24 protein-coding genes are annotated in these 23,339 nt (G+C 73.8%); 20 read left to right on the forward strand and 4 right to left on the reverse strand.

Annotated features, from left to right (window positions below):
• Nucleotides 1-40 precede the first annotated feature (40 nt).
• The 9 genes from ACIG5E_RS28280 to ACIG5E_RS28320 all read left to right on the forward strand — a co-directional run bounded on the left by ACIG5E_RS28280 (nt 41) and on the right by ACIG5E_RS28320 (nt 8,407).
• A complete protein-coding gene (locus ACIG5E_RS28280) occupies nt 41-361 on the forward strand; it encodes a (2Fe-2S)-binding protein (protein ID WP_396537966.1) in 321 nt (106 codons plus the stop codon).
• Nucleotides 342-1,727: an NAD(P)/FAD-dependent oxidoreductase gene (locus tag ACIG5E_RS28285; protein WP_396537968.1), complete on the forward strand. Its 1,386-nt coding sequence runs from the start codon at nt 342-344 to the stop codon at nt 1,725-1,727. The genes ACIG5E_RS28280 and ACIG5E_RS28285 overlap by 20 nt, the downstream gene beginning before the upstream one ends.
• A 124-nt stretch (nt 1,728-1,851) precedes the next feature.
• Nucleotides 1,852-2,787, forward strand: coding sequence for a dihydrodipicolinate synthase family protein (locus tag ACIG5E_RS28290; protein ID WP_396537970.1), 936 nt, complete (start codon nt 1,852-1,854; stop codon nt 2,785-2,787).
• Between the two features lie 71 nt (nt 2,788-2,858).
• A complete protein-coding gene (locus ACIG5E_RS28295) occupies nt 2,859-3,863 on the forward strand; it encodes a proline racemase family protein (RefSeq protein WP_396537972.1) in 1,005 nt (334 codons plus the stop codon).
• Between the two features lie 38 nt (nt 3,864-3,901).
• Nucleotides 3,902-5,257 (forward strand): aldehyde dehydrogenase family protein, encoded by a 1,356-nt coding sequence (locus ACIG5E_RS28300; RefSeq protein ID WP_396537974.1) that lies wholly within the window; start codon nt 3,902-3,904, stop codon nt 5,255-5,257.
• Nucleotides 5,257-6,285, forward strand: coding sequence for a proline racemase family protein (locus ACIG5E_RS28305; RefSeq protein ID WP_396537976.1), 1,029 nt, complete (start codon nt 5,257-5,259; stop codon nt 6,283-6,285). Before ACIG5E_RS28300 ends, ACIG5E_RS28305 begins: the two co-directional genes overlap by 1 nt.
• Before the next feature lie 107 nt (nt 6,286-6,392).
• Nucleotides 6,393-7,289 (forward strand): ornithine cyclodeaminase family protein, encoded by an 897-nt coding sequence (locus ACIG5E_RS28310; RefSeq protein ID WP_396537978.1) that lies wholly within the window; start codon nt 6,393-6,395, stop codon nt 7,287-7,289.
• Nucleotides 7,290-7,485: 196 nt separating this feature from the next.
• Nucleotides 7,486-8,196, forward strand: a complete 711-nt coding sequence (locus tag ACIG5E_RS28315; protein WP_396537980.1) for a GntR family transcriptional regulator — start codon at nt 7,486-7,488, stop codon at nt 8,194-8,196.
• 31 nt (nt 8,197-8,227) lie between these two features.
• A complete protein-coding gene (locus ACIG5E_RS28320; RefSeq protein WP_396537982.1) occupies nt 8,228-8,407 on the forward strand; it encodes a Uma2 family endonuclease in 180 nt (59 codons plus the stop codon).
• On the opposite strand, the gene ACIG5E_RS28325 is transcribed toward ACIG5E_RS28320, so the two are convergent.
• Nucleotides 8,404-9,087 carry an ABC transporter ATP-binding protein gene (locus tag ACIG5E_RS28325; protein WP_396537984.1) on the reverse strand — a complete coding sequence of 228 codons (684 nt, stop codon included), beginning with the start codon at nt 9,085-9,087 and terminating at the stop codon, nt 8,404-8,406. The two genes, ACIG5E_RS28320 and ACIG5E_RS28325, sit on opposite strands and share 4 nt — an antisense overlap.
• Nucleotides 9,084-10,160 carry an ABC transporter permease gene (locus ACIG5E_RS28330; RefSeq protein ID WP_396537986.1) on the reverse strand — a complete coding sequence of 359 codons (1,077 nt, stop codon included), beginning with the start codon at nt 10,158-10,160 and terminating at the stop codon, nt 9,084-9,086. Before ACIG5E_RS28330 ends, ACIG5E_RS28325 begins: the two co-directional genes overlap by 4 nt.
• A 163-nt stretch (nt 10,161-10,323) precedes the next feature.
• On the opposite strand from ACIG5E_RS28330, the gene ACIG5E_RS28335 reads away from it, so the two are divergent.
• The 5 genes from ACIG5E_RS28335 to ACIG5E_RS28355 all read left to right on the forward strand — a co-directional run bounded on the left by ACIG5E_RS28335 (nt 10,324) and on the right by ACIG5E_RS28355 (nt 13,843).
• Entirely contained in the window at nt 10,324-11,529 is a 1,206-nt protein-coding gene (locus ACIG5E_RS28335; protein ID WP_396537988.1) for a sensor histidine kinase, read from the forward strand.
• Nucleotides 11,526-12,152 carry a response regulator gene (locus tag ACIG5E_RS28340; RefSeq protein ID WP_396537990.1) on the forward strand — a complete coding sequence of 209 codons (627 nt, stop codon included), beginning with the start codon at nt 11,526-11,528 and terminating at the stop codon, nt 12,150-12,152. The genes ACIG5E_RS28335 and ACIG5E_RS28340 overlap by 4 nt, the downstream gene beginning before the upstream one ends.
• 45 nt (nt 12,153-12,197) lie before the next feature.
• On the forward strand, nt 12,198-13,220 hold the full coding sequence (locus ACIG5E_RS28345; RefSeq protein ID WP_396537992.1) for a nitronate monooxygenase: 1,023 nt from the start codon (nt 12,198-12,200) through the stop codon (nt 13,218-13,220).
• 141 nt (nt 13,221-13,361) lie between these two features.
• Nucleotides 13,362-13,517 carry a type II toxin-antitoxin system RelE/ParE family toxin gene (locus tag ACIG5E_RS28350; protein WP_396537994.1) on the forward strand — a complete coding sequence of 52 codons (156 nt, stop codon included), beginning with the start codon at nt 13,362-13,364 and terminating at the stop codon, nt 13,515-13,517.
• The gene (locus ACIG5E_RS28355) at nt 13,514-13,843 is read left to right on the forward strand and encodes a helix-turn-helix domain-containing protein (protein ID WP_396537996.1); all 330 of its coding nucleotides are present in this window, start codon (nt 13,514-13,516) and stop codon (nt 13,841-13,843) included. Before ACIG5E_RS28350 ends, ACIG5E_RS28355 begins: the two co-directional genes overlap by 4 nt.
• Before the next feature lie 19 nt (nt 13,844-13,862).
• On the opposite strand, the gene ACIG5E_RS28360 is transcribed toward ACIG5E_RS28355, so the two are convergent.
• Nucleotides 13,863-15,314 (reverse strand): aminopeptidase P family protein, encoded by a 1,452-nt coding sequence (locus ACIG5E_RS28360; RefSeq protein WP_396537998.1) that lies wholly within the window; start codon nt 15,312-15,314, stop codon nt 13,863-13,865.
• A 216-nt stretch (nt 15,315-15,530) separates the two neighbouring features.
• Between ACIG5E_RS28360 and ACIG5E_RS28365 the strand changes: the two genes are divergently transcribed.
• Genes ACIG5E_RS28365 through ACIG5E_RS28385 form a run of 5 tightly spaced genes read left to right on the forward strand, consistent with a single transcriptional unit; the run spans nt 15,531 to nt 21,234 of the window.
• A complete protein-coding gene (locus tag ACIG5E_RS28365) occupies nt 15,531-17,285 on the forward strand; it encodes an ABC transporter substrate-binding protein (RefSeq protein WP_396538000.1) in 1,755 nt (584 codons plus the stop codon).
• Between the two features lie 11 nt (nt 17,286-17,296).
• A complete protein-coding gene (locus ACIG5E_RS28370; RefSeq protein WP_396538002.1) occupies nt 17,297-18,265 on the forward strand; it encodes an ABC transporter permease in 969 nt (322 codons plus the stop codon).
• On the forward strand, nt 18,262-19,248 hold the full coding sequence (locus tag ACIG5E_RS28375; protein WP_396538004.1) for an ABC transporter permease: 987 nt from the start codon (nt 18,262-18,264) through the stop codon (nt 19,246-19,248). The genes ACIG5E_RS28370 and ACIG5E_RS28375 overlap by 4 nt, the downstream gene beginning before the upstream one ends.
• 1 nt (nt 19,249) lies before the next feature.
• Nucleotides 19,250-20,257: an ABC transporter ATP-binding protein gene (locus ACIG5E_RS28380; RefSeq protein WP_396538006.1), complete on the forward strand. Its 1,008-nt coding sequence runs from the start codon at nt 19,250-19,252 to the stop codon at nt 20,255-20,257.
• Nucleotides 20,257-21,234 (forward strand): ABC transporter ATP-binding protein, encoded by a 978-nt coding sequence (locus ACIG5E_RS28385; protein ID WP_396538008.1) that lies wholly within the window; start codon nt 20,257-20,259, stop codon nt 21,232-21,234. The genes ACIG5E_RS28380 and ACIG5E_RS28385 overlap by 1 nt, the downstream gene beginning before the upstream one ends.
• A 106-nt stretch (nt 21,235-21,340) precedes the next feature.
• Here ACIG5E_RS28385 and soxR read toward each other — a convergent pair whose 3' ends face one another.
• Nucleotides 21,341-21,799: a redox-sensitive transcriptional activator SoxR gene (gene soxR, locus ACIG5E_RS28390; RefSeq protein ID WP_396538010.1), complete on the reverse strand. Its 459-nt coding sequence runs from the start codon at nt 21,797-21,799 to the stop codon at nt 21,341-21,343.
• 366 nt (nt 21,800-22,165) lie between these two features.
• Here soxR and ACIG5E_RS28395 point away from each other — a divergent pair, with 366 nt between their 5' ends.
• Nucleotides 22,166-23,338, forward strand: coding sequence for an aminotransferase class V-fold PLP-dependent enzyme (locus ACIG5E_RS28395; protein WP_396538012.1), 1,173 nt, complete (start codon nt 22,166-22,168; stop codon nt 23,336-23,338).
• The last annotated feature ends 1 nt before the right edge of the window (nt 23,339 follow it).

Here is a 23,339-nt window from a genome sequence, read left to right on the forward strand (position 1 = left end):
CTTCCGGATTGGAGAAGCCGGTGATGGATTGGAGAAGCCGGTGACGCGTCGCCACACCCCTGCCGCCCTGGTCGAGGCCGAACCCGGGCCCGGCCACCACATCGAGTTCGACGGGCGGCCCGTCCGCGCCCTGCCCGGGCAGTCGATCGCCGCCGCGCTCTGGGCCGACGGCGTCCTCGCCTGGCGCACCACCCGGATCGGCGGGCGGCCGCGCGGGGCGTTCTGCGGGATCGGCGCCTGCTTCGACTGCCTGGCCACCGTCAACGGCCGGGCCAACCAGCGCCTGTGCCTGCTGCCCGCCGAGCCGGGCACCGTCGTCACCACCCAGGAGGGACACGGCCGTGCCGACCTCGCCGTCTGAGCTCTTCGACCTCGCGGTGGTGGGCGCCGGGCCGGCCGGACTCGCCGCCGCCGTCACCGCCGCCGACCTCGGGCTGCGCTGCGTCCTGCTGGACGGCGCGGACCGGACCGGCGGGCAGTACTACCGGCACCCCGCGCCCGGACTCGGCGCGGCCCGCCCGGACCGGCTGCACCACGGCTGGTCGGCGTACACCGGGCTGGCCGCGCGGCTCGCGGCGCACCGGCAGGCGGTCTTCCGCGGCGGCCACCAGGTGTGGGCGCTGGAACGGACCGCGGACGGCTTCGCGGTGCACGTCACGCTCGGGCCGGAGGCCGCCGACCGGACCACCGTCCGGGCCCGGACGGTGCTGCTCGCCACCGGGGCCTACGAGCGGCAGCTGCCGTTCCCCGGCTGGACCCTGCCCGGGGTGGTCACCGCTGGCGGCGCCCAGGCGATGCTCAAGGCCGGGCTGGTGCTGCCCGGGCGACGGATCGTGGTGGCCGGCAGCGGGCCGCTGCTGCTCGCGGCCGCGTCCTCGCTGGTGAGCGCTGGCGCGGAGGTCCCGGCGGTGGTCGAGGCGAGCGGCTACCTCGGGTACGCCCGGCGCCCCGGCGTGCTGGCGGCCGTCCCCGCCAAGCTGGTCGAGGGCGCCGGGCACGGGGGCGCGCTGCTGCGGCACGGCGTACGGCTGCGGCCGCGCAGCGCGGTCGTCGAGGCGCACGGGGACGAGCGGGTCACCGGGGTCACCGTGGCCCGGCTGGACGCCGACTGGCGGCCGCTGCCCGGCACCGAGCGGCGGATCGACTGCGACGCGCTCGCCGTCGGCCACGGGCTGCTGCCGCAGATCGACCTGGCCGCCGAGCTCGGCGCGGAAACCCGGACCGGGCCGGACGGCGCGGTCGCCCTGCGGGTCGATGCGCGGCTGCGCACCTCCGTCCCCGGCCTGTGGTCCGCGGGGGAGACCAACGGCGTGGGCGGCGCGGACCTCGCGCTGGCCGAGGGCGAACTGGCCGCGCACGCGATCGCCGGGGCGCTGCCGGGGCGCGCGCTGCTGCGCCGCCGGGCGCGGTTGCGGGCCTTCGCCGAGCTGATGGCGGCGGCCCACCGGCCGGGGCCCGGCTGGACCGGGTGGCTGCGGCCGGACACCGATGTGTGCCGGTGCGAGGAAGTGCCGGTCGCGCGGATCCGGGAGGCGGTGGAGGAACTGGGCGCGGGCGACCCCCGGACCGTCAAGCTGCTCACCCGCGCCGGGATGGGCTGGTGCCAGGGGCGGATGTGCGGTCCGGCCGTGGCCTGTCTGTCCGGTGCCACGGGGGCGGGGCCGGACCGGCGGCCGTTGGCCTGCCCGGTGCCGCTCTCGCAGCTGGCGGCGGGTGCGTCGGAGTAGTCCGGACCGGGCCTTTCGGGGCCCGCCGCCTTCGGGGCCCGGGTCTTCAGGGCCCGGGCTGGATCCGGTCCGTCGGAACACGCAGGGCGGGGGCTCTTGTCTCCGGCCTGCTCCCGTTTATAAAATGTCACACCTCACCAAGGAGCTCAACGTGTCCATCACCCCGCACGACACCACCCGCCCCTGGCGCGGCATCATGGTCGCCACCACGATCCCGCTGCGTCCGGACCTCTCCGTCGACTACGACGCCTACGCCGAGCACGTCCACTGGCTGATCGAGTCCGGCTGCCACGGCGTCGTCCCCAACGGCTCGCTGGGCGAGTACCAGACGCTCACCGCCGAGGAGCGCGCCCGGGTCGTCGAGGTGGCGATCGAGGCGGCGGGCGACGGCTCCCGGGTCATGCCCGGGGTCGCCGCCTACGGCAGCGCCGAATCCCGCCGCTGGGCCGAGCAGGCCGCCGAGGCCGGAGCGGGCTCCGTCCTGCTGCTGCCGCCCAACGCCTACCGGGCCGACCACGCCTCGGTGCGGGCGCACTACGCGGAGGTCGCCAGGGCCGGCCTGCCGGTCGTCGCGTACAACAACCCGATCGACACCAAGGTCGACCTGGTGCCCGCGCTGCTCGCCCAACTGCACGGCGAGGGCTCGATCGTGGCCGTCAAGGAGTTCAGCGGGGACGTCCGCAGGGCGTACGAGATCGCCGAGCTGGCGCCCGGGCTGGACCTGCTGATCGGCGCCGACGACGTGCTGCTGGAACTGGCGCTGGCCGGCGCGGTCGGCTGGATCGCCGGGTACCCGAACGCGCTGCCGGAGGCCTCGGTGGCGCTCTATGACGCGGCCGTCGGGCACGATCTGGCGACCGCCCTGCCGCTCTACAAGTCGCTGCACTCGCTGCTGCGTTGGGACTCCAAGACCGAGTTCGTCCAGGCCATCAAGCTCTCCATGGACATCGCCGGGCGCCCCGGCGGGCCGGTCCGGGCACCCCGGCGGCCGCTGGAGCCGGAGATCGAGGCGGCGGTGCGCGCGGCCACCGAGAAGGCGCTGGCCGAGGGCCTCGCGTAGTTCCCGACATCCGGGCCGGCTGTGCGGGCAGCCGGCCCCGACCGACCGCTTCGACAGAGGAGTTGTGAGGAATGCGCAGCCGTCACGTGTTCCACGCCGTCGACTCGCACACCGAGGGCATGCCGACCCGGGTGATCACCGGAGGCTTCGGCGTCATCCCCGGCGCCACCATGGCCGAGCGCCGGGTGCACTTCCAGCAGCACCTGGACCACTTCCGCACCCTGCTGATGTACGAGCCGCGCGGGCACGCCGCGATGAGCGGCGCCATCCTGCAGCCGCCCACCCGGCCGGACGCCGACTTCGGGGTCCTGTACATCGAGGTGTCCGGACTGCTGCCGATGTGCGGACACGGCACCATCGGCGTCGCCACCGTCCTGGTCGAGACCGGGATGGTGCCGGTGGTCGAGCCGGTGACCACGGTGCGGCTGGACACCCCCGCCGGGCTGGTCGTCGCCGAGGTGCGGGTCGAGGGCGGCGCCGCCAAGGCGGTGACCATCCGCAACGTGGCCTCCTACGCGGTCGCGCTGGACCGCAAGATCGAGGTGCCCGGCTACGGCACGGTCGGCTACGACCTCGCGTACGGCGGCAACTTCTACGCCATCCTGCCGCTAGCCGAGCTCGGGCTGCCGTTCGAGCGTGAGCGCAAGCAGGACATCCTGGACGCCGGCCTCGCCGTGATGGCCGCCGTCAACGCGGGCCCCGACCGGCCGGTGCACCCGGAGGACCCGTCCATCCAGGGCTGCCACCACGTCCAGCTGCTCGCCCCCGGCTCCACTGCCGAGCACTCCCGGCACGCGATGGCCATCCACCCCGGCTGGTTCGACCGCTCGCCCTGCGGCACCGGCACCTCGGCGCGGATGGCGCAGCTGCACGCGCGCGGCGAACTGCCGCTCGGGCGGGACTTCCGCAACGACTCCTTCATCGGGACGACCTTCACCGGGCGGCTGGTGGCGGAGACCGAGGTGGCCGGACACCCCGCCGTGGTGCCCACCGTCACCGGGCGGGCCTGGGTCACCGGCACCGCCCAGTACTTCCTCGACCCGGACGACCCGTTCCCGGCGGGCTTCCTGCTCTGACGCTTTGACTTCGAACGTGCTCTGAAGGGCTGGTAGTTGTGAGCATCACCTCGTACAACCCCGCCGACCCGGCCGACCTCGTGGTCGCCGTCGAGGCGCCCGGCGCCGAGGCCGTGCGGGCCGCCGTCGGACGGGCCCGGGCCGCGCAGGGCGGCTGGCTCGCGGCCGGGGCGGGCGCCCGCTCGGCGGCGCTCGGCCGGATCGCCGAGGCGGTCGAGGCGCACGCGGAGGAGCTGGCCGCGCTGATCGTGCGCGAGGTCGGCAAGCCGCTCGCCGAGGCGCGGGGGGAGGTCGCCCGGACGGCGGCGATCTGGCGCTACTACGCCCAGGCGCCGTACGAGCCGTCCGGGGCGGTGCACGAGCCCGCCGCCGGGCCCGGGCTGCTGCTCACCCGGCGCCGGCCGTATGGGGTGGCCGGGCTGATCGCGCCGTGGAACTTCCCGCTGGCGATCCCGAGTTGGAAGGCCGCTCCGGCGCTGGCGGTCGGGAACACGGCGGTGCTCAAGCCCGCCCCGGAGGCGACGGCGTGTGCGCTGCGGCTGGCGGAGCTGGCCGCGTTGCCCGAGGACGTCCTCACGGTGGTGCCCGGTGGGGCCGAGGAGGGGTCGGCGCTGGTCGACGCGGCGGACGTGGTGTCCTTCACCGGCTCGACCGGGGTCGGACGGGCCGTGGTGCGGGCCGCCACCGGGCGCGGGGTGCCGGTGCAGGCCGAACTCGGCGGGCTGAACGCGGCGTTGGTGCTGCCGGACGCGGACGTGGAGCTGGCCGCCGGGCACATCGCGGCCGCGATCGCCGGGTACGCCGGGCAGAAGTGCACCGCCACCAGCCGGGTGATCGCGGTGGGGTCCGCGTACCAGCCGCTGCGGGAGGCCCTGGTCAAGGCGCTCGCGGCGGTGGACGATTCGGTGTGCGGGCCGGTGGTCAACGCCGCCGCCCGGGAGCGGATGGTGGGGGCGGTCTCCTCGGCCGTCGAGGCCGGGGCGAGCGTACTGGTCGGCGGACAGGTGCCCGAGCGGGCCGGCTGGTACGTCGAGCCGACCCTGCTCGCCGAGGTCCCCGCCCAACACCCGCTGGCGCGTGAGGAGTTCTTCGGCCCGGTCGCGGTGCTGCACGCGGCGGCCGACCTGGACGAGGCCATCGCGCTCGCCAACGACACCCCGCACAGCCTCGCCACCTCGGTGCACACCCGCAGCCTGGACGCGGCACTGGCCGCCGCCGACCGGCTGGACGCGGGCATGATCCGGGTCAACGCCCCGTCCAGCGGCGTCGACTTCCACCTGCCCTTCGGCGGGACGAAGGGCGCGAGCCACGGCGAGCGCGAACAGGGCCGGGCGGCGCTGGAGTTCTACACCGTCAGCCGGACGGTCAGCGTGCTGCCGGGCGGGGGGCTGTGATGCGGGTCGGTACGGTCGACTACCACACGGCCGGCGAGCCGTTCCGGATCGTGCTGGACGGGGTGCCACCGATCCCCGGCGACAGCGTCGCCGAACGGCGGGCCATCGCGATCGGTGCGGGCGGCAGCGCGACCGCGCCCCGGCCGAGCGCACTGGACGAGGTCCGGCAGCTGCTCGTCCGGGAACCGCGCGGGCACGCCGGGATGTACGGCGGCTTCCTGGTGCCGCCGGACGACGACGAGGCGCACCTGGGCGTCCTGTTCTGGCACAAGGACGGCTACTCGACCGCCTGCGGGCACGGCACCATCGCGCTCGGCGCCTGGGCCGTCGACTCCGGGCTGGTCCCGGCCCCCGCGGACGGCGTGGCCCGGGTGCGGATCGACGTGCCCTCGGGGCGGGTCACCGCTCTGGTGCACCGGGCGGGTGGGCGCACCACCGGGGTCACCTTCCGCAACGTGCCGAGCAGGGTCAGCGCCCTGAAGCTGCCGCTGGCCACCTCGCGCGGGGTGGTCGAAGTCGCCGTGGCGCACGCCGGGGCGTGCTACGTCTCGGTGCCGGCGGCGTCGCTGGGCCTGGCGGTATCGGTCGAGCAGCTCCCCGAACTCGCCGCTGTGGGGCGGGAGATCAGGGAGCTGCTGGCCGGGTCCGAGGCGGTCTCGCACCCGACGGACCCGCGGCTGTCCGGGGTGTACGGCGTCGTGCTGTACGACGAACTCCCCTCGGAGGGGCGGGCGTTGATCCAGCGGAACGTCACCGTCTTCGCGGACGGGCAGATCGACCGCTCGCCCTGCGGCTCCGGGACCTCCGCCCGCCTCGCGGTGCTCGTCGCCGAGGGGCGGCTCGCGCCGGGGGAGGAACTGCTGCACGAGTCGATCATCGGCACGGTGTTCACCGGACGGGCGGTGGCCGGGGGCGACCCGCTGGGGGAGGGCATCGTCACCGAGGTCGGCGGGGTGGCGTTCCGGACCGGGGAGCACGGGTTCGTCCTGGAGCCGGGGGACTCGCTCGGGACGGGGTTCCTGCTTTGAGTGGTGCTGCGCTGCCCGGTGCCGGACTGTCCGGTGGTGCGCTATCCGGTGCTGGGCCGTTCGGTGCTGGACTGTCCGGTGCGGGGGCTGAGCCGCTCCAGTACACCGTGCCGGGCACCGGCGGGCTGGGGCCCGCCGGGGCGGTGCGGGCGATCGAGCGGGTGCTGCTGGACGGGCTGGACCCGGAGGCGGCGCCCGCCCGGTCGGCCGTACCGGTGCCGGCGGGGGAGCTGCTGCTGATGCCGGCCGCCGCCGGGCCGTACGCGGGCGTCAAGATCGCCGGGGTCGCGCCGGACAACCCGGCGCGCGGGCTGCCCCGGATCACCGGCAGCTACCTGCTGCTGGACGGGCCGACGCTCCAGCCGCTGGCCGTGCTGGACGGCGCCGCCCTCACGGCCCTGCGCACGCCCGCCGTGACGGCGGCGGCGCTGGCGCGGCTTGCGGCGCCGGAGGCCGAGCACCTGGTGGTGTTCGGCTCCGGGCCGCAGGCGTACGGGCACCTGGACGCGCTGCTCGCCGTCCGGCCGCTGCGGCGGCTCACCGTGGTGGCGCGCGACGCCGGGCGGGTGGCCGCGCTGGTGGCGTACGGGCGGGGGCTCGGGCTGGCGGCTTCGGCGGGTGGGCCGGAGGCGGTCGGCCGGGCGGACGTGGTGGTGTGCTGCACGACCGCGCGCACCCCGCTGTTCGACGGCGCTCTGGTGCCCGAGCACGCGGCCGTCGCGGCGGTGGGCTCACACGAGCCGGACGCGCGGGAGGTGGACGAGGTGCTGGTCGGCCGGGCAGAGCTGTACGTCGAGGCGCGGACGGCCGCGGCGCGCGAGGCCGGGGACCTGCTGCTGGCGGGCGTCGGAGGGCGGCAGCTGTGGAACCTGGCCGAGCTGGTGCGCGGCGACGCGCTGGTGCCGGGCGGGCGGCCGCGGTTCTTCAAGAGCGTCGGGATGGCCTGGGAGGACCTGGCAGTGGCGGCGGAGGTGTACCGGGCCGCGCGGCGTCAGTCGCCGTAGAGCGAGGGGCCGGCGCGGTGGGATGGGATCCCCGGCCACGCCGGCCCCTTCCGGTGAGATCGTGTGCCGTCGGCCGTTGTCAGTGGCGGCGGCCGCTGCCACCATGGGCGTCGGGCCGGTCGTTTCGCGGACTGTTGCACGCTCAACGTAACGTGACATTGTACGCTGGTGTTCTGCACCCACCCGGAGGAACACCATGGCCGAGCTCAAATCCCGCACCCTGATCTCCGTGCAGGAGCGGCTCCGCGACCAGGTCGCCCACGCCCTCCGGGCAGCCCTCATCTCCGGCGAACTGCGCCCCGGCGTCGTCTACTCCGCCCCTGCGCTCGCCGCCGACTTCGGCGTCTCCGCCACCCCCGTGCGCGAGGCCATGCTCGATCTCGCCCGGGAAGGGCTGGTCGAGGCCGTCCGCAACAAGGGCTTCCGGGTCACCGAACTCACCGAGCGCGATCTCGACGACTACACCGAGATCCGCGCCCTGATCGAGGTCCCGACCGTCGGCCGGGTCACCCGCACGGCGACCAAGGACCAGCTGGAGCGACTGCGCCCCCAGGCCGAGGCGATCGTCGCGGCCGCGCGCAAGCACGACCTGATCGGGTACCTGGAGGCGGACCGGCAGTTCCACCTCGACCTGCTCGGGCTGGCGGGCAACGCGCGGCTGGTCGACGTGGTCGGGGACCTGCGCAAGCGTTCCCGGCTCTACGGGCTGACGCGGCTGGACGAGCAGGGGCAGCTGGTGTCCTCGGCGGAGGAGCACGTGGAGCTGCTGGACCTGATGCTCACCGGCGACGCGGAGGCGGCGGAGGCCTGCATGACGCGGCACCTCAGCCACGTGCGCTCGCTGTGGGCGGGGCAGGACGAGGCGGCCGAGGCGGATCGGCCGGCCCTGCGGCTGCGGGCCCGATAGGGGCCTCGCCAGGAAGCCGGCCGCGTACGCGATGGCCGGGGTGCCGGTGTACGTGGTCGTGGACCGGGTCGATCGGCGGGTTCTGGTGATGACCGGTCCGCAGGACGGCGAGTACCGAGAGAAGGCCGTCCACCGCCCGGGGGAGTCGTTCACCTTGCCGGAGTCGATCGGCGCGGTGGTGACCATGAGGGTGGACGACCTGTTCTCCTAGGCTGCCGCCGCAGGCACCGTAAGACGGCCGTCGTGGACCTCGGCGGTCTGGTCGACGGCTGTCAGGTGGGTGCGGTCGTGGGTGACCAGGACCGTCGCGGTGGCCCGCTGGTGGGTGAGTTCGGTGATCAAGTCCAGTACCGCCGCCCCTCGTTCGTGGTCGAGGGCGCTGGTGGGCTCGTCCACCAACAGCACCGTCGGGTCGTTCATCAGGGCCCGGGCGATGTTGACCCGTTGCCGCTGTCCGCCGGAGAGCTGGTGCGGTCGGCGATGGGCCTGGTCGCGGAGGCCGACGGCGTCGAGGAGGGCCAGGGCGCGGGGGACGGCGCTGCGCGGAGAGCGGCCGTCGAGGTGGGCCATCACCTGGAGCTGCTCGACGGCGGTGAGTGAGGGCAGCAGGTTGGCCTGCTGGAAGACGATACCGATCTTGGTACGGCGCAGAGACGTCAGCTCGGCGCGGCCGAGGCCAGCCGTGTCCGTACCGTCGACGATGACCCGTCCGGAGTCCGGGCTGATCAGAGTGGCCGCCACCGCCAGCAGGCTGGACTTGCCGGAGCCGGAGGGGCCGACGACGGCCGTGAGCGAGCCCTTGGGGACGGTCAGGGAGACCTGATCCAGTGCGGTGAGCCGGCCGTCGCCGTCCGGGTAGGTGAGGGTGATGCGGTCCAGGAAAAGGCTCATCGGGCGCTCCCCAGGGCGGTCAGCGGGTCGACGGAGGTGATCCGGCGGATGGACAGGGCAGCGCCGACCGCGCCGAGGGCGATCATGACGGCGGCGGGCAGCAGCAGGGTCGGGGCGTCCAGGACGAAGGGGACGGCGGAGCCGATCAACGAGCCGGCGCCGAGGGCGATCGCGGTGCCGACGGCCGTACCGAGCACCAGCAGCAGGACGGCCTGGCCGAGGGCGTCGCGCAGCAGGTAGCGGGTGGAGGCGCCGAGGGCCTTCAACACGGCGATGTCGCCGCTGCGTTGGATCGTCCAGACGGTGAAGAAGGCGCCGATTACCAACTCCGAGATGGCGAACAGGAAGCCTCGCATCAGCTGGAGGGAGCCGTTCTCGGAGGTGTAGGAGCCGATCGCGGCGAGGGCGTCGTCCCGGGTCCTGGTCTCGGTGCCGTGTCGGGTGTCGGCGGCGGACAGGTCGGTGCCCGCAGTGGTGTGGAGGGCGATGACGGTGGCATGGCCGGTGCCGCCGGGGGCGAACTGCTGCCAGTCGGTGAGGCTGGTCCAGATCACCGGGGTGTGGCTGTACGCGGCGTCGCCCTCGACGGCGGCGACGGTGAGCCGGTGGCCGGCCAGGGTGAAGTCGGCGCCGGGGGCGAGCCGGCCGAGGTTCTCGGCGGCGGTGGTGGAGAGCACGGCCCTGCCCGGGGTGATCAGGCCGCCCTGCGGGGCGAGGTCGGAGCCGTCCGGGACGCCGAAGGCGGAGAGGGCGGCGGTGCGCTGCCCGGCGGCGGCCTTGGTGGTGGTGATGCCGAGCGGCTGGGCGGAGGTGACGCCGGGCTCGCGCGCCCAGGCCTGCCACTGGTCGGGGGTGACCTGGGAGTCGGTGAAGGAGAGCTTCTGCCCGTCGGCGGGCCGGCCGAAGGCGAGATGGTCGGCGGGCAGGCCGGTGATCGCGGAGATGTTCTGCCGGCCGAGCCCGGCGGTGAGTCCGGACAGCAGGCCGACCAGCACGGTGATCAGCACGATGACGGTTCCCATCAGGGCGAACCGGCCCTTGGCGAACCTCAGGTCCCTCCAGGCGACGAACACGGTGGGCCTTCCTGCGGGTGAAACGGGTGAGGCTCATACGGTCCGGGAAACGGGGCCGCCCGGGCATCGCGCCGGGGATTGCATCCTGGGCATCGAAGGGCCGAAGCGGAGTTCAACCTTTCGATTGATGCCGGGCCCGGGGCACGGAACTTAGGCTGGAGGGATGGCGACCGAACGATCCAGAACCACCCCCGTCGCCCGCGTCCTCCAGGTCTGCCTGCACCTGCTCGTGGCGGGCCTGCTGGCGCTCGCCGTCGCCCGCGCCGCCTTCGTCGACCGGGGCGGCGATCCGGCCGCCGTCGCCGCCGCGGCCTCCGCGATGGCCGCGGTGTACGCCGTCGGCCCGCGACTGGCCGCCGTCCGCAGTTCGCGCCGGGGCGCGGCGCTCTGGCTGGCGCTGCTCGGCGTCACCTGGGCGGGCCTGCTCGTCGCCACCCAGGACGGGGTGTGGCTGGCGTTCCCGCTGTACTTCCTGGAGCTGCACCTGCTCGGCCGGCGCAGCGGTCTGACCGCGGTCGGGCTGACGGCCGCGGCCTCGATCGCCGCGTGGTCCTGGCACCAGCACAGCTTCAGCCTCGCCGCCTCGATCGGACCCGCCCTCGGGGCGGCCGTCGCCACCGCGACCGTGCTCGGCTACCAGGCGCTGTACCGGGAGAGCGAGGAGCGGCGCCGCCTGATCGACGAGCTGACCGCGGCCCGCGCCGACGCCGCCGCCGCCCACCACGCGGCCGGGGTGCTCGCCGAGCGCGAGCGCCTCGCCCGGGAGATCCACGACACCCTCGCGCAGAGCCTCAGCTCCATCCAGCTGCTGCTCCGGGCTGCTCAGCGGGCGCTGCCCGAGCGCAGCGAGGCCGCCGCCGGGTACGTCGAGCAGGCGCGGCAGGCCGCCCAGGACAACCTGGACGAGGCCCGGCGGTTCGTCCGCGCGCTGACCCCGCCCGCACTGGACGGCGATCCGCTGCCGGTCGCGCTGGAGCGGCTGTGCGCGACCACCACGGCGCACGGTGCGCTGCCCGTCCACCTGCATGTTTACGGGGACCCGGTCCGGCTGCCGGCCGCGCAGGAGGTGGCGCTGCTGCGGATCGCGCAGTCGGCGCTCGGCAACACCGTGCGGCACGCGGAGGCCTCGCGGGCCGAGGTGACACTCAGCTACATGGAGGGCGAGGTGGCGTTGGACGTGTTCGACGACGGGGCCGGGTTCGATCCGGCGGCGGTGGCCGGCCGCACCGACGGGGACGGCGGCTTCGGGCTGCCCTCGATGCGGGCCCGGGCGCGGGCGCTCGGCGGCAGCTTCACGGTGGAGTCGGCGCCCGGGGAGGGCACGGCGCTGGCGGTGCAGCTGCCGGTCACCCCGGAGGTCGCGCCGTGATCCGGCTGCTGATCGCCGACGACCACCCGGTGGTGCGGGCCGGGCTGCGGGCGGTGCTGGAGAGCGAGCCGGACTTCGCCATCGTGGCGGAGGCGGCGACCGCCGAGCGGGCCGTCGAGCTGGCCGCGGAGCCGGGGGTGGACGTGGTGCTGATGGACCTGCAGTTCGGGCCCGGTTCGGCGATGAACGGGGCCCAGGCCACCGCCGCGATCACCGCCCGGGAGGGCGCGCCGCGGGTGCTGGTGGTCACCACGTACGACAGCGACGCGGACACCCTGCCGGCGCTGGAGGCCGGCGCGACCGGGTACCTGCTGAAGGACGCCCCGCCGGAGGAGCTGGCCCAGGCGGTACGGGCCGCCGCGGCGGGGCGCAGCGCGCTGGCGCCGAGCGTGGCGGACCGGCTGCTGGAGCGGATGCGGACGCCCGCGGCGGCGCTCAGCGCGCGGGAGACCGAGGTGCTGGGGCTGGTCGCGGACGGCTTGACCAACCAGCAGGTCAGCCAGCGGCTGCATCTGAGCCAGGCCACGGTGAAGTCCCATCTGGTGCACATCTACACCAAGTTGGGGGTGGACTCGCGCACGGCGGCGGTGCGGGAGGCGCGCGGGCGGGGGCTGATCCGCTGAGCGTAGGGTGAGGGAGGTACCCGTAGGAGTGGGAGGAGCCCCCCGATGGCCGTGCGTCTCGACGAACTCGCCGTACCGGTGATCGGTGCCCCGATGGCGGGCGGGGCCTCGACACCCGAGCTGGTGGCCGCGGTGAACCGGGCCGGCGGGCTGGGGTTCCTGGCCGCGGGCTACAAGAGCGCCACGGGGATGGCCGAACAGATCGCCGCCGTACGGAAGTCGACCGACCGGCCGTACGGGGTGAACCTCTTCGTGCCGGCCCCACCCGCGGATCCGGCGGCCGTCGCCGCCTACCGGGAGCGGCTGCGGCCGGAGGCCGAGCGGTGGGGGGTGGCGCTGCCGGAGGAGATCGGGCCGGACCGGGACGACTGGGAGGCCAAGCTCGCCGCGTTGCTCGCGGACCCGGTACCGGTGGTCTCGTACACCTTCGGGCTGCCGACGGCCGAGGAGGCGGCGGCGCTGCGGGCGGTGGGGACGCTGCAGGTCGGCACCGTCACCACGCCGGAGGAGGCGCGGGCCGCGCAGGCGGTCGGGATGGACGCCCTGTGCGTGCAGGGCCCGGAGGCCGGCGGGCACCGCGGCACCCACCGGGCGGCGGACGCGCCGGGGGAGCTGCCGCTGCTGGAACTGCTGCCCGCCGTAAGGGTGGTGACGTCGCTGCCGCTGATCGCCGCGGGCGGGCTGGGCGACGGTGCGGCGATCGCGGCGGCGCTGCGGGCCGGGGCGGCCGCCGTGCAGCTGGGGACGGCACTGCTGCGCTCCGACGAGTCCGGCGCCTCGGCCGCCCACCGGGCCGCGCTCACCGAACTGCCGGAGACCGTCGTCACCCGCGCCTTCACCGGCCGCCCGGCCCGCGGTCTGCGCAATGCCTTCATCGACCGCCACGGCCCGTACGCCCCGTCCGCCTACCCCGAGGTCCACCACCTCACCGCCCCCCTGCGCACCGCCGCCACCCGCCGCGCCGACACGACCGCCATGCACCTCTGGGCGGGCACCGCCCACCGCCTGGCCCGTACGGGGCCGGCGGAGGAGATCGTCGCGCAGCTGTGGCGGAGCGCGCGGGGGTAGTGCGCCCCGCGCGCGCCGGGCAGGGCGTGTTGTCGCTCGCAGGAGTGGATTGGGCGGGAAAACGCGCGGTAGCCTATAAGGGACAACTTAATGTGGTGGCATGTGCTGAGGCCAGGGTCCTTGGGCGCCAGCGAGGTGCGCATGCTGTTCGTCTTCGACCGGGAACGAGAGGCCATCATCCTCGTAGCGGGCGACAAGTCAGGTCGTTGGTCGGAGTGGTACGACGAGTCGATCCCGTTGGCGGAGAAGCGCTACGCGGATTACGTCGAGGAGCAACGGAACGGAGCACGCCGATGAAGGGGCGTAGTTGGACCGAGGTTCGGGCCGAGGTCATGAAGCGGTTTCCAGAGCTGGCGACGCCCGAGTCGGAAGAGAGGCGGGCGCGGATTCGTCAGGAAACGCTGGCTCAGATCCGCGGGCATGAGTTGGCCGAGCTGCGACGCAAGGCCGGGCTGACCCAGAAGCACGTGGCGGAGCTGCTCGGGGTGAGTCAGGCGCGGGTGTCGCAGATCGAGCACGGGCAGGTGGACAGCCTGGACAATCTCCGGGCCTACGCCGCAGCGATCGGCGGGGAGGTCGAGGTCACTGTGAAGCAGGGGGAGCGGACGATCAAGGTGGCTTGATCGTCCACTCGACCGGTCATCAGCTCAGCAGATCCGCCATCCAGGACTCGATGCCGGTGACCGTCCGGGGGAGGGCGGCGGACATCAGGTGGGCGCCGTCCTCGGTGATGACGAGGTCATCCTCGATGCGGATGCCGAGGCCGCGGAGTTCCAGGGGGAGGGTTTCGTCGTCGGGCTGGAGGTAGAGGCCGGGTTCGACGGTGAGGACCATGCCCGCTTCCAGGGTGCCGTCGACGTAGCGGTCGGCGCGGGCCTTGGCGCAGTCGTGGTAGTCGAGGCCGAGCATGTGGCCGCTGCCGCAGAGGGTGTAGCGGCGGTACAGGCCGTTGTCCTCGGCGAGGGCCTGGTCGGCGGGGACGCGCAGGACACCCCAGTCGGCGAGGCCTTCGGCGATGACGCGCATGGCGGCCCGGTGGAAGTCGCGGAAGCGGGCGCCCGGGCGCAGGGCGGCGATGCCGGCGCTCTGGGCGGCGAGGACGAGTTCGTAGGCCTGGCGCTGGACCGGGGTGAAGGTGCCGCCGAGGGGGAGGGTGCGGGTGATGTCGGCGGCGTAGAGGGTGTCGGTCTCGACGCCGGCGTCGAGCAGGAGCAGGGAGTCGGGGGCGAGGGCGCCGTCGTTGCGGATCCAGTGCAGGACGCAGGCGTGGGCGCCGGAGGCGGCGATGGTGGTGTAGCTGGGGCCGTTGCCCTCGGCGCGGGCGCGCAGGTCGAAGACGCCCTCGATCCAGCGTTCGCCGCGGTGGTGGCGCAGCGCGGTGGGCAGGGCGCGGACGACGTCCTCGAAGCCGGTGACGGTGTGGTCGACGGCGAGTTGCAGCTGCTGGACCTCCCAGGTGTCCTTGACCAGCCGCAACTCGGCGAGGACGGCGGCGAGTTCGCCGTCGCGCAGGTCCGCGATGGGGCGTGCGGTGGCCTCGTCGACGAAGGGGTCGGTGCCGGCCAGCACCCGGGTGGGCGGCTGCGGTCCGGTGAGCAACTTGCCCAGGTCGTCGAGGTGTTCGGTGCGCAGTCCGGTGAGCCGGGCGGCCTCGGCGAGGTTGGGGCGGCGGCCGACCCAGAACTCGCCGTAGCGGCGGTCGCGGTAGAACTCGCCGCCGTCGCGCGGGGATCGGGGCCGGACGTAGAGCACCGGTTCGTGGCCGGCGGCGCCGGCCGGTTCGAGGACGAGGACGTGGTCGGCCTGGTCCTCGCCGGTGAGTCCGGTGAGCCAGACGTACGAGCTGTGCGGGCGGAAGCGGTGGTCCAGGTCGTTGCAGCGGACCTTGAGGCGGCCGGCCGGGACGATGAGGCGTTCGCCGGGGAAGGCGGCGGAGAGCCGGGCGCGGCGGCCGGGGAATCCCGCGTGGCCGGGGACGCGCTGGTCGGCGGGGAGTGGGGTGGCGGCCCAGTGGGCGGCCATGAAGGCGTCCAGGGCGGGGGAGACCGGGAGGTCGTGGCTTCCGGTGGTCAGTCCGGGCTGAGGGAGGGTCACCGGTGAACTCCTAGGCGAGGGTGGGGAGCTGGGTGCACGGACACAGCTGGGTAACGGCGGGTGCCACCTCTTGTGTAGTGCAATTTCACATTACTATGTTACGGGTCACACGGCGGCGCGGCCAGAGCCGAACCCGTAGACCGACGCAGGCCCAAAGCGGGCCCGAAGCGAGCCCGAACCGGGCCCAACGCAGGCCCCCCACAGCGGAGTTGCCACATGACCAGGCGCACCCACGCCCTCCTCGCCACCGCCCTCGCGGCGGCCCTCACTCTCGGCCTCGGGGCCTGCAAGAACGACAAGAGCGACAGCGGCGGCGGCGACGCCGCGGCCGGCAGCACCCGGGCCCCGGGCGCCGAGTCCGGGACGGTCGTCGGCGGCACCCCGGTCAGGGGCGGCACCCTGACCGTGCTGTCCAACCAGGACTTCGCCCACCTCGACCCGGCCCGCAACTGGACCATGCCGAACATGGACTTCGGCATCCGGCTGCTCTACCGCACGCTGGTCACCTTCAAGGCCGAGCCGGGCGCCGCGGGCAGCGAGATCGTCCCGGACCTCGCCACCGACCTCGGCCGGTCCTCGGACGGCGGCAAGACCTGGACCTTCACCCTCAAGGACGGCGTCAAGTACGAGGACGGCACGCCGATCAAGTCCGCCGACATCAAGTACAACGTCGAGCGCTCCTTCGCCCCCGACCTCACCGGCGGCCCCGACTACGCCCAGCAGTACCTGGCCGGCGGCGAGAACTACAAGGGCCCGCTGAACGGCGAGCACCTGGCGAGCATCGAGACCCCGGACGACAGGACCGTGGTCTTCCACCTCAAGCGCCCGGTCGCCGAGTTCTCGTACACCGCGACCCTGCCGACCTTCGCCCCCGTGCCGCAGTCCCAGGACAAGGGCACCCAGTACGACCTGCGGCCGTTCTCCTCCGGCCCGTACAAGATCGAGACCTACGACCGCGGCAAGCAGCTGGTCCTGGTCCGCAACACCAACTGGGACCAGTCCACCGACCCGGTCCGCAAGGCGTACCCGGACAGGATCGTGGTCACCCAGGGCCTCAAGGGCGGCCAGGTGGACGACCGGATCATCGCCAGCGACGGCGCGGACGCCTCCGCGGTCGAGTGGATGAACCTGCGCCCGGAGTCCGTTTCCAAGGTGCTGCCCAAGGCGGACGTGAAGTCCCGGCTGATCGCCGAGCAGCAGGGCTGCACCGACATGCTGTACCCCAACACCTCCAAGGCGCCCTTCGACGACCCCAAGGTGCGCGAGGCCCTGATGTACGCCGTCGACCGGGACGCCCAGGTGACGGCGAACGGCGGCCCGGCGATGGGTGACGTGGCCACCTCCTACCTGCCGCCCGCACTGGCCGGCGGCACCAGGCTGGACCCGTTGAAGATCCCCTCCACCGGAGACCCGGAGAAGGCCAGGCAACTGCTCAAGGACGCGGGCAAGGCGGACCTCAAGGTCTCGCTGACCGTCTCCTCCGGCGACAAGACCCGGGCCGAGGCGCTGCAGCAGTCGCTGGCCAAGGTCGGCATCCAGGTCACCATCAACACCGCCGACCCGTCCGTCTACTACGACACCATCGGCGACACCAAGAACGCGCCCGACCTGGCCATCCTCGGCTGGTGTCCGGACTATCCGTCCGGCGCGACCTTCCTGCCGCAGGTCTTCGACGGCCGCACCATCAAGGAGAAGGGCAACCAGGGCAACGTCGAGCAGTTCCGCGACCAGGCCACCTCGGACCGGATCGACCAGATCAACGCGATGCCCGACGTCGCCGAGGCCGACAAGGCGTGGCTGCAGCTCAACGAGGAGCTGATGAAGAAGGCGCCCACCGTGCCGCTGCTGTGGCAGCGCCGTCCGCTGCTGGCCGGGACGAACGTGGCCGGGGCGTTCGGCTCCCCGGTGTGGACCGGTCAGTGGGACTTCGCCACGATCGGCCTCAAGGACCCCTCCAAGAGCAAGGGCTGAGGGCTCCTCCGATGAGTGCCACCATCGAAACCGGCACGGCCGGTCCGCCCGGAACGGACCGACCGACCCTGGCGAAACGTTCCGGCAGAGGGCCCTGGCGACTGGTCTGGGACCAGCTCTGGGCCAAGGGCTCGGCCCGCTTCGGCCTGGTCACCGTCGCCCTGATGATCCTGCTCGCCGTCCTGGCCGAGCCGCTGAGCGAGCTCGGCGGCTGGACCCCCGAGGAGTTCGACAAGCGCGCCGTGGACCCGTACCTGGGTGGCCAGCCGATCGGCGACTTCGGCGGCATCGGCACCCGGCACTGGCTGGGCGTCGAACCCGCCACCGGGCGCGACCTGTTCGCCCGGGTGCTGCACGGCGGCCAGGTCTCGCTGCTGATCGCCTTCACCGCCACCGCCGTGGTGGTGGTCACCGGCACCCTGGTCGGGATCGCGGCCGGCTACTTCGGCGGGCGGACCGACACCGTGTTGTCCCGGCTGATGGACCTCACCATGTCCTTCCCCTCGCTGATCTTCATGATCTCGATGATGTCGGTGGCCAAGGACGTCAACCGGATCCTGCTGATCACCCTGGTGATCGGGCTGTTCACCTGGCCCGGCATCGCCCGGGTGGTGCGCGGCCAGACCCTCTCGCTCAAGCACCGCGAGTACGTCGAGGCCGCCAAGGTCGGCGGCGCCCGCCCCTGGCGGATCCTCACCCGGGAGATCCTGCCGAACGTCTCCGGCCCGGTCATCGCCTACACCACGCTGCTGGTGCCCGGCATGATCGCCACCGAGGCCGCGCTCAGCTACCTCGGCGTGGGCGTGCGCCCGCCGACCCCCTCCTGGGGCCAGATGATCGCCGAGAGCATCAGCTTCTACGAGACCGACCCGACCTACTTCCTGATCCCGACGGCCTTCCTGTTCCTCGCCGTGCTCGCCTTCACCCTGCTCGGCGACGCGCTGCGCGACATCCTCGACCCCAGGGGAGGCCGGTCGTGATCCTCTACCTCGGGCGCCGGCTGCTCGGCGCCCTCGGCATCCTGCTGGCGGTCTGCGCGATCACCTTCACCATCTTCTACCTGCTGCCCGCCGACCCGGCGGTGGCCGCCTGCGGCAAGACCTGCAGCCCCGAGCGGGTCGCCGAGGTCAAGGCCGCGATGGGCCTGGACAAGCCGGTCTGGGAACAGTTCGGCACCTACGTGACCGGCATCTTCGCCGGCCGCGACTACGGCAGCGGGGCCGGCGCCACCCACTGCGGCTTCCCCTGCCTCGGCTACTCCTACGAGTACTCGCTGCCGGTCTGGGGGCTGCTCACCGACCGCCTGCCGGTCTCCGTCTCGCTGGCCGTCGGCGCGTCCGTGCTCTGGCTGGTCCTCGGCCTGGGCGCGGGCGTCACCTCGGCGCTGCGCAAGGGCGGGGTCGCCGACAAGACGCTGATGGTGTTCTCGGTCGGGGCGGCCTCGCTGCCGGTCTACTTCACCTCGATCATGCTGATCTGGGGCGTGGTCAGGACGGCCGGGCTGCTGCCCTACCCGTCGTACCACGCGTTCACCGACGGCCCGGTCGCCTGGGCCTCCAACCTGCTGCTGCCCTGGATCGCCCTCGCCCTGCTGTACGCGGCCATGTACGCCCGGCAGAGCCGCAACTCGATGATCGAGGCGATGGCCGAACCGTACATCCGCACCGCCCGGGCGAAGGGGCTGCCACCGCGCACGGTGACCGTCAAGCACGGGCTGCGCTCCGGGATGACGCCGATCCTGACCATCTTCGGGATGGACCTCGGCGGGCTGCTGGCCGGCGCCGTCATCACCGAGTCGATCTTCGGACTGCCCGGCGTCGGACGGCTCTTCTACGACGCCCTGGTCCGCTCCGACCAACCCGTGATCCTCGGCGTCACCCTGCTCGCGGCCGCCTTCATCGTCGTCGCGAACCTGCTGGTCGACGTGCTGTACGCGTACGTCGACCCGAGAGTGAGGTACTGAGATGGCCCTCCTGTTGGAGGTCGAGGACCTCAAGGTCGCCTTCGACACCCCGCGCGGCACCGTCCGGGCCGTGGACGGCATCTCCTTCGCCGTCGAGGCCGGGCGCACCCTCGGGCTGGTCGGCGAGTCCGGCAGCGGGAAGTCCGTCACCTCGCTGGCCGTCATGGGCCTGCACCGGGGGGCCGCCGTCACCGGCTCGATCCGGCTCCACGGACAGGAGTTGACCGGGCTGGGCGAGCGGGAACTGGGCGCCGTCCGGGGCCGGCGGATCGCGATGATCTTCCAGGACCCGCTGTCCAGCCTGCACCCCTTCTACACCGTCGGCGAGCAGATCGCCGAGCACTACCGGGTGCACTTCCGGGCGGGCCGCAAGGCCGGACGCGCCAAGGCGATCGAGATGCTGGCCGAGGTCGGCATCCCCGAACCGGCCCGCCGGGTCGACGAGTACCCGCACCAGTTCTCCGGCGGCATGCGCCAGCGCGTCATGATCGCCATGGCGCTCGCCTGCGAACCCGACCTGTTGATCGCCGACGAGCCCACCACCGCCCTGGACGTCACCGTCCAGGCGCAGATCCTCGACCTGATCGCCCGGATCCAGCAGGACCGCGGCCTCGGCGTCGTGATGATCACCCACGACCTGGGCGTGGTCGCCCGGGTCGCCCACGAGGTGCTGGTCATGTACGGCGGCCGGGCGGCCGAACAGGCCCCGGCGGAACGGCTGTTCGCCACGCCCGCGCACCCGTACACCCGCGGCCTGCTGGACTCGCTGCCGCGCCTGGACGACACCGACGACGCCCCGCTGCGGGCCATCCCCGGCAGCCCGCCGTCGCTGCTCGCCCCCGCCCCCGGCTGCTCCTTCGCCCCGCGCTGCGCCCGCACCACCGCCGCGTCCGCCGAGGAGCACGCCCGCTGCCTGGCCGAGCGCCCGCCGCTTGACCGGCTCGGCCCGCCCGCCGCCGGCCACCTGGCCGCCTGCCATCTGCCCCTGGTGCCGGAAGGGATCGTCTGATGGCCGAACCGCTGCTTTCCGTGAGGGACTTGGTGAAAACCTTCGCCGGGCGGCGCGGCCGTACCGGCCGGCCCGGTGCGCCGATCCGGGCCGTGGACGGGGTGAGCTTCGACCTCGGCGAGGGCGAGACGCTGGGCCTGGTCGGCGAGTCCGGCTGCGGCAAGTCCACCACCGGGCGGATGATCGTCCGGCTGCTCGACCCGACCTCGGGCACCGTCACCTTCGACGGCACCGAGATCGGCGGCCTCTCCCAGGCCCGGCTGCGGCCGCACCGGCGGCACCTGCAGATGGTCTTCCAGGACCCGTACTCCTCGCTCAACCCCCGGCAGACGGTGGCCCGGATCATCTCCGAGCCGCTGCTCGTCCAGGGCGCGGGCGCCGAGGAGGCGCGCGGGCGGGCGGCCGAGCTGATGGAGCTGGTCGGGCTGATCCCCGAGCACCTCGACCGCTACCCGCACGAGTTCTCCGGCGGCCAGGCGCAGCGGATCGGCATCGCCCGTTCGCTGGCCACCTCGCCGAAGCTGGTCATCGCGGACGAGCCGGTCTCCGCGCTGGACGTCTCGGTCCAGGCCCAAGTGGTCAACCTGATGGAGCAGTTGCAGCGGGAACTGGGCCTGGCGTACGTGTTCATCGCGCACGACCTCTCGGTGGTCAAGCGGGTCTGCGACCGGGTCGCGGTGATGTACCTGGGCCGGATCGTGGAGATCGGCGACAAGGCCGAGGTGTACGGCAGCCCGGCACACCCGTACACCCGGGCGCTGCTGTCCGCCGTCCCGCTGCCGGACCCGGCGGCCGAGCGGGCCCGGGAGCGGATCGTGCTGCTCGGCGACCCGCCGAGCCCGGCCGACCCGCCCACCGGGTGCGGCTTCCACCCGCGCTGCCCGAAGGCGCAGCAGCGCTGCCGGACGGAGCGGCCGCTGCTGGAGGTCGTCGGTACGGGCGGCCGGGAGGCCGCCTGCCACTTCCCGGAGGCCTAGGACCCGTCCTGAGGGCTGCCACAAGCCCCCGGTCGGACGCGGCGGGGAACCTCACGAGGGCCGCGTCCGACCGGGTTCCACCCCCTACTGGTCGTCTACTGCTCGTCTACTGCTCGTCGGAGCGCAGCAGCAGTCGGGGGCCGGGCCCCTCGGTGGCGAGTTCGTCACCCGGGTTGAGCACCCGGCAGCGGCGCAGCGACACGCAGCCGCAGCCGATGCAGCCGGTCAGCTCGGCCTCCAGTCGCTCCAACTCATCGCGACGGGAGCGTAGTTGCTCGGCCCAGCGGCGGGAGATCCGCTCCCAGTCGTGCTTTCCCGGCATCCGGTCCTCGGGCAGGCCGGTGAACACCTCGGCGACCTCGGCGAGCGGGATGCCGAGCCGTTTGGCGACCAGGATGAGCGAGATGCGGCGCAGCACGTGCCGCCGGTAGCGGCGCTGGTTGCCCGCCGACCGCTCGGAGGAGATCAGCCCCTGCTCCTCGTAGAAGCGCACCGCGGAGGTGGCGATCCCGGCCCGCCGGGCCACCTCGCCGACGCTCAGCAGATCCACCGGTGCCGTGGTCATGGCCGCTCCTCGACTTCAAGTTCTGTTGAAGTCCTAGCTTATCGGACGTGACCGGATCAACCGCGGTGAAGACCGCCACGACCGTTGCCGGGCAGGCCAGTTACCCAACGCGGTCGCCGCCTGCAGGGGTCGCCGGAGGGTGGCGCGAACTCTTCTCCGCCACCACGCGGCCGCCGCGTCGATCCTGGCCGGCGGGGTCGCGCCGTACGCGATTCATCCCCGTGCTCTCCCCGTCTCGCCGAGCCGCCCGGCCCGGGCGGCGGTCGTGCGGAGTCTCCCAGCCCGGCCCGCCTGGACTCAGTGGATCCTTGGGTGGCAGCCAGTAGAGTGCACGAAATGTCACACATCACCTAGGGGGGGATCGCCGTGACCGAGGACCTGGCCACCATCGAACCGCCGGCGCCGCTGCCCGCCGCCGAGGGCCTGTTCAGCGTCTCGCCGCAGGCCGCGCACCTGAACCACGGCTCCTTCGGCGCCGTACCGCTCCCGGTCCAGCGCGCGCAGGAGGCGTTGCGCACCGAACACGAGCTGGACCCGGATCTCTTCTTTGCCGACCTGCCGGACCGGATCGCCGCGGCCCGGGTGCGGATCGCCGCGGACCTGGCCACCGACCCGGACCGGCTGGCGATGGTCGCCAACGTCACCGAGGCGGCCGCGATCGCCCTGGACACCATCCCCTTCGCCCCCGGCGACCGGATCCTGGTCACCGACCACGGCTACGGCGCGGTCACCCAGGCCGCCGCCCGCAAGGCCGCCGAGAGCGGCGCCGAACTGGTGGTGGCCGAGCTGTCGGTGGACGCCCCGGACGAGCGGGCCGTCCGGGAGACGGTGCTCGCCGCCGTGGACGGGCGCACCACCGTCGCGATCCTGGACCAGATCACCTCGCCCACCGCCCGTACGGTCGCCTCCCCGGCCCTGGTGGCCGAGCTGCGCGAGCGCGGGGTGACCACCCTGGTGGACGGCGCCCACGCGCCCGGCATGCTGCCCGACCCGATCGATCCGAACGCCGACTTCTGGTTCGGCAACCTGCACAAGTGGGCCTTCGCCCCGCGCGCCACCGGCGTCCTCTCCGTCCGCCCCGAGTGGACGGCCCGGGTGCGCCCGCTCGCGCTCTCCTGGGAGCACCACCGGGGCTTCCCGGCCAACGTCGAGTGGCGCGGCACCTGCGACTACACCCCCTGGCTGGCCGCCCCGGCCGGATTCGAGCTGCTGCGCGAGCTGGGTCGGGAGGCGGTCGCCGCGCACAACGCCGCGCTCGCCGCGTACGGCCAGCGGGTGCTGGTCGAGCGGGCGGGCCTGCGTCCGCTGCCCGCGACGCCCGGGGTGTGGATGCGCGCGGTACGACTGCCGGAGGGCCGGTTCGACACCGAGGAGTCCGCCCGGGCACTGGTGACCGGGCTGTGGCAGCGGCTCGGCGTCCGGGTGGCGGCCCGGCCCTGGCCCGGCGGCGGGCTGCTGCGGGTCAGCGCCCAGCTGTACAACCGTGCGGCGGAGTACGAGCGGCTCGCTGACGGACTGGCGGAGCTGCTGAAGGACTAGC

Origin of the sequence: Kitasatospora sp. NPDC053057 (assembly GCF_044546945.1) — a bacterium.
Lineage (GTDB): Bacteria > Actinomycetota > Actinomycetes > Streptomycetales > Streptomycetaceae > Kitasatospora.

What these genes read in the sequence shown, in the direction of transcription:
- ACIG5E_RS28290 (WP_396537970.1), top strand. Translation starts at nt 1,852, where the DNA reads ATGTCACACCTCACCAAGGAGCTCAACGTGTCCATCACCCCGCACGAC.
- ACIG5E_RS28295 (WP_396537972.1), top strand. Translation starts at nt 2,859, where the DNA reads ATGCGCAGCCGTCACGTGTTCCACGCCGTCGACTCGCACACCGAGGGC.
- ACIG5E_RS28305 (WP_396537976.1), top strand. Translation starts at nt 5,257, where the DNA reads ATGCGGGTCGGTACGGTCGACTACCACACGGCCGGCGAGCCGTTCCGG.
- ACIG5E_RS28315 (WP_396537980.1), top strand. Translation starts at nt 7,486, where the DNA reads ATGGCCGAGCTCAAATCCCGCACCCTGATCTCCGTGCAGGAGCGGCTC.
- ACIG5E_RS28320 (WP_396537982.1), top strand. Translation starts at nt 8,228, where the DNA reads ATGGCCGGGGTGCCGGTGTACGTGGTCGTGGACCGGGTCGATCGGCGG.
- ACIG5E_RS28325 (WP_396537984.1), bottom strand. Translation starts at nt 9,087, where the DNA reads ATGAGCCTTTTCCTGGACCGCATCACCCTCACCTACCCGGACGGCGAC.
- ACIG5E_RS28335 (WP_396537988.1), top strand. Translation starts at nt 10,324, where the DNA reads ATGGCGACCGAACGATCCAGAACCACCCCCGTCGCCCGCGTCCTCCAG.
- ACIG5E_RS28345 (WP_396537992.1), top strand. Translation starts at nt 12,198, where the DNA reads ATGGCCGTGCGTCTCGACGAACTCGCCGTACCGGTGATCGGTGCCCCG.
- ACIG5E_RS28350 (WP_396537994.1), top strand. Translation starts at nt 13,362, where the DNA reads ATGCTGTTCGTCTTCGACCGGGAACGAGAGGCCATCATCCTCGTAGCG.
- ACIG5E_RS28355 (WP_396537996.1), top strand. Translation starts at nt 13,514, where the DNA reads ATGAAGGGGCGTAGTTGGACCGAGGTTCGGGCCGAGGTCATGAAGCGG.
- ACIG5E_RS28365 (WP_396538000.1), top strand. Translation starts at nt 15,531, where the DNA reads ATGACCAGGCGCACCCACGCCCTCCTCGCCACCGCCCTCGCGGCGGCC.
- ACIG5E_RS28370 (WP_396538002.1), top strand. Translation starts at nt 17,297, where the DNA reads ATGAGTGCCACCATCGAAACCGGCACGGCCGGTCCGCCCGGAACGGAC.
- ACIG5E_RS28380 (WP_396538006.1), top strand. Translation starts at nt 19,250, where the DNA reads ATGGCCCTCCTGTTGGAGGTCGAGGACCTCAAGGTCGCCTTCGACACC.
- ACIG5E_RS28385 (WP_396538008.1), top strand. Translation starts at nt 20,257, where the DNA reads ATGGCCGAACCGCTGCTTTCCGTGAGGGACTTGGTGAAAACCTTCGCC.
- soxR (WP_396538010.1), bottom strand. Translation starts at nt 21,799, where the DNA reads ATGACCACGGCACCGGTGGATCTGCTGAGCGTCGGCGAGGTGGCCCGG.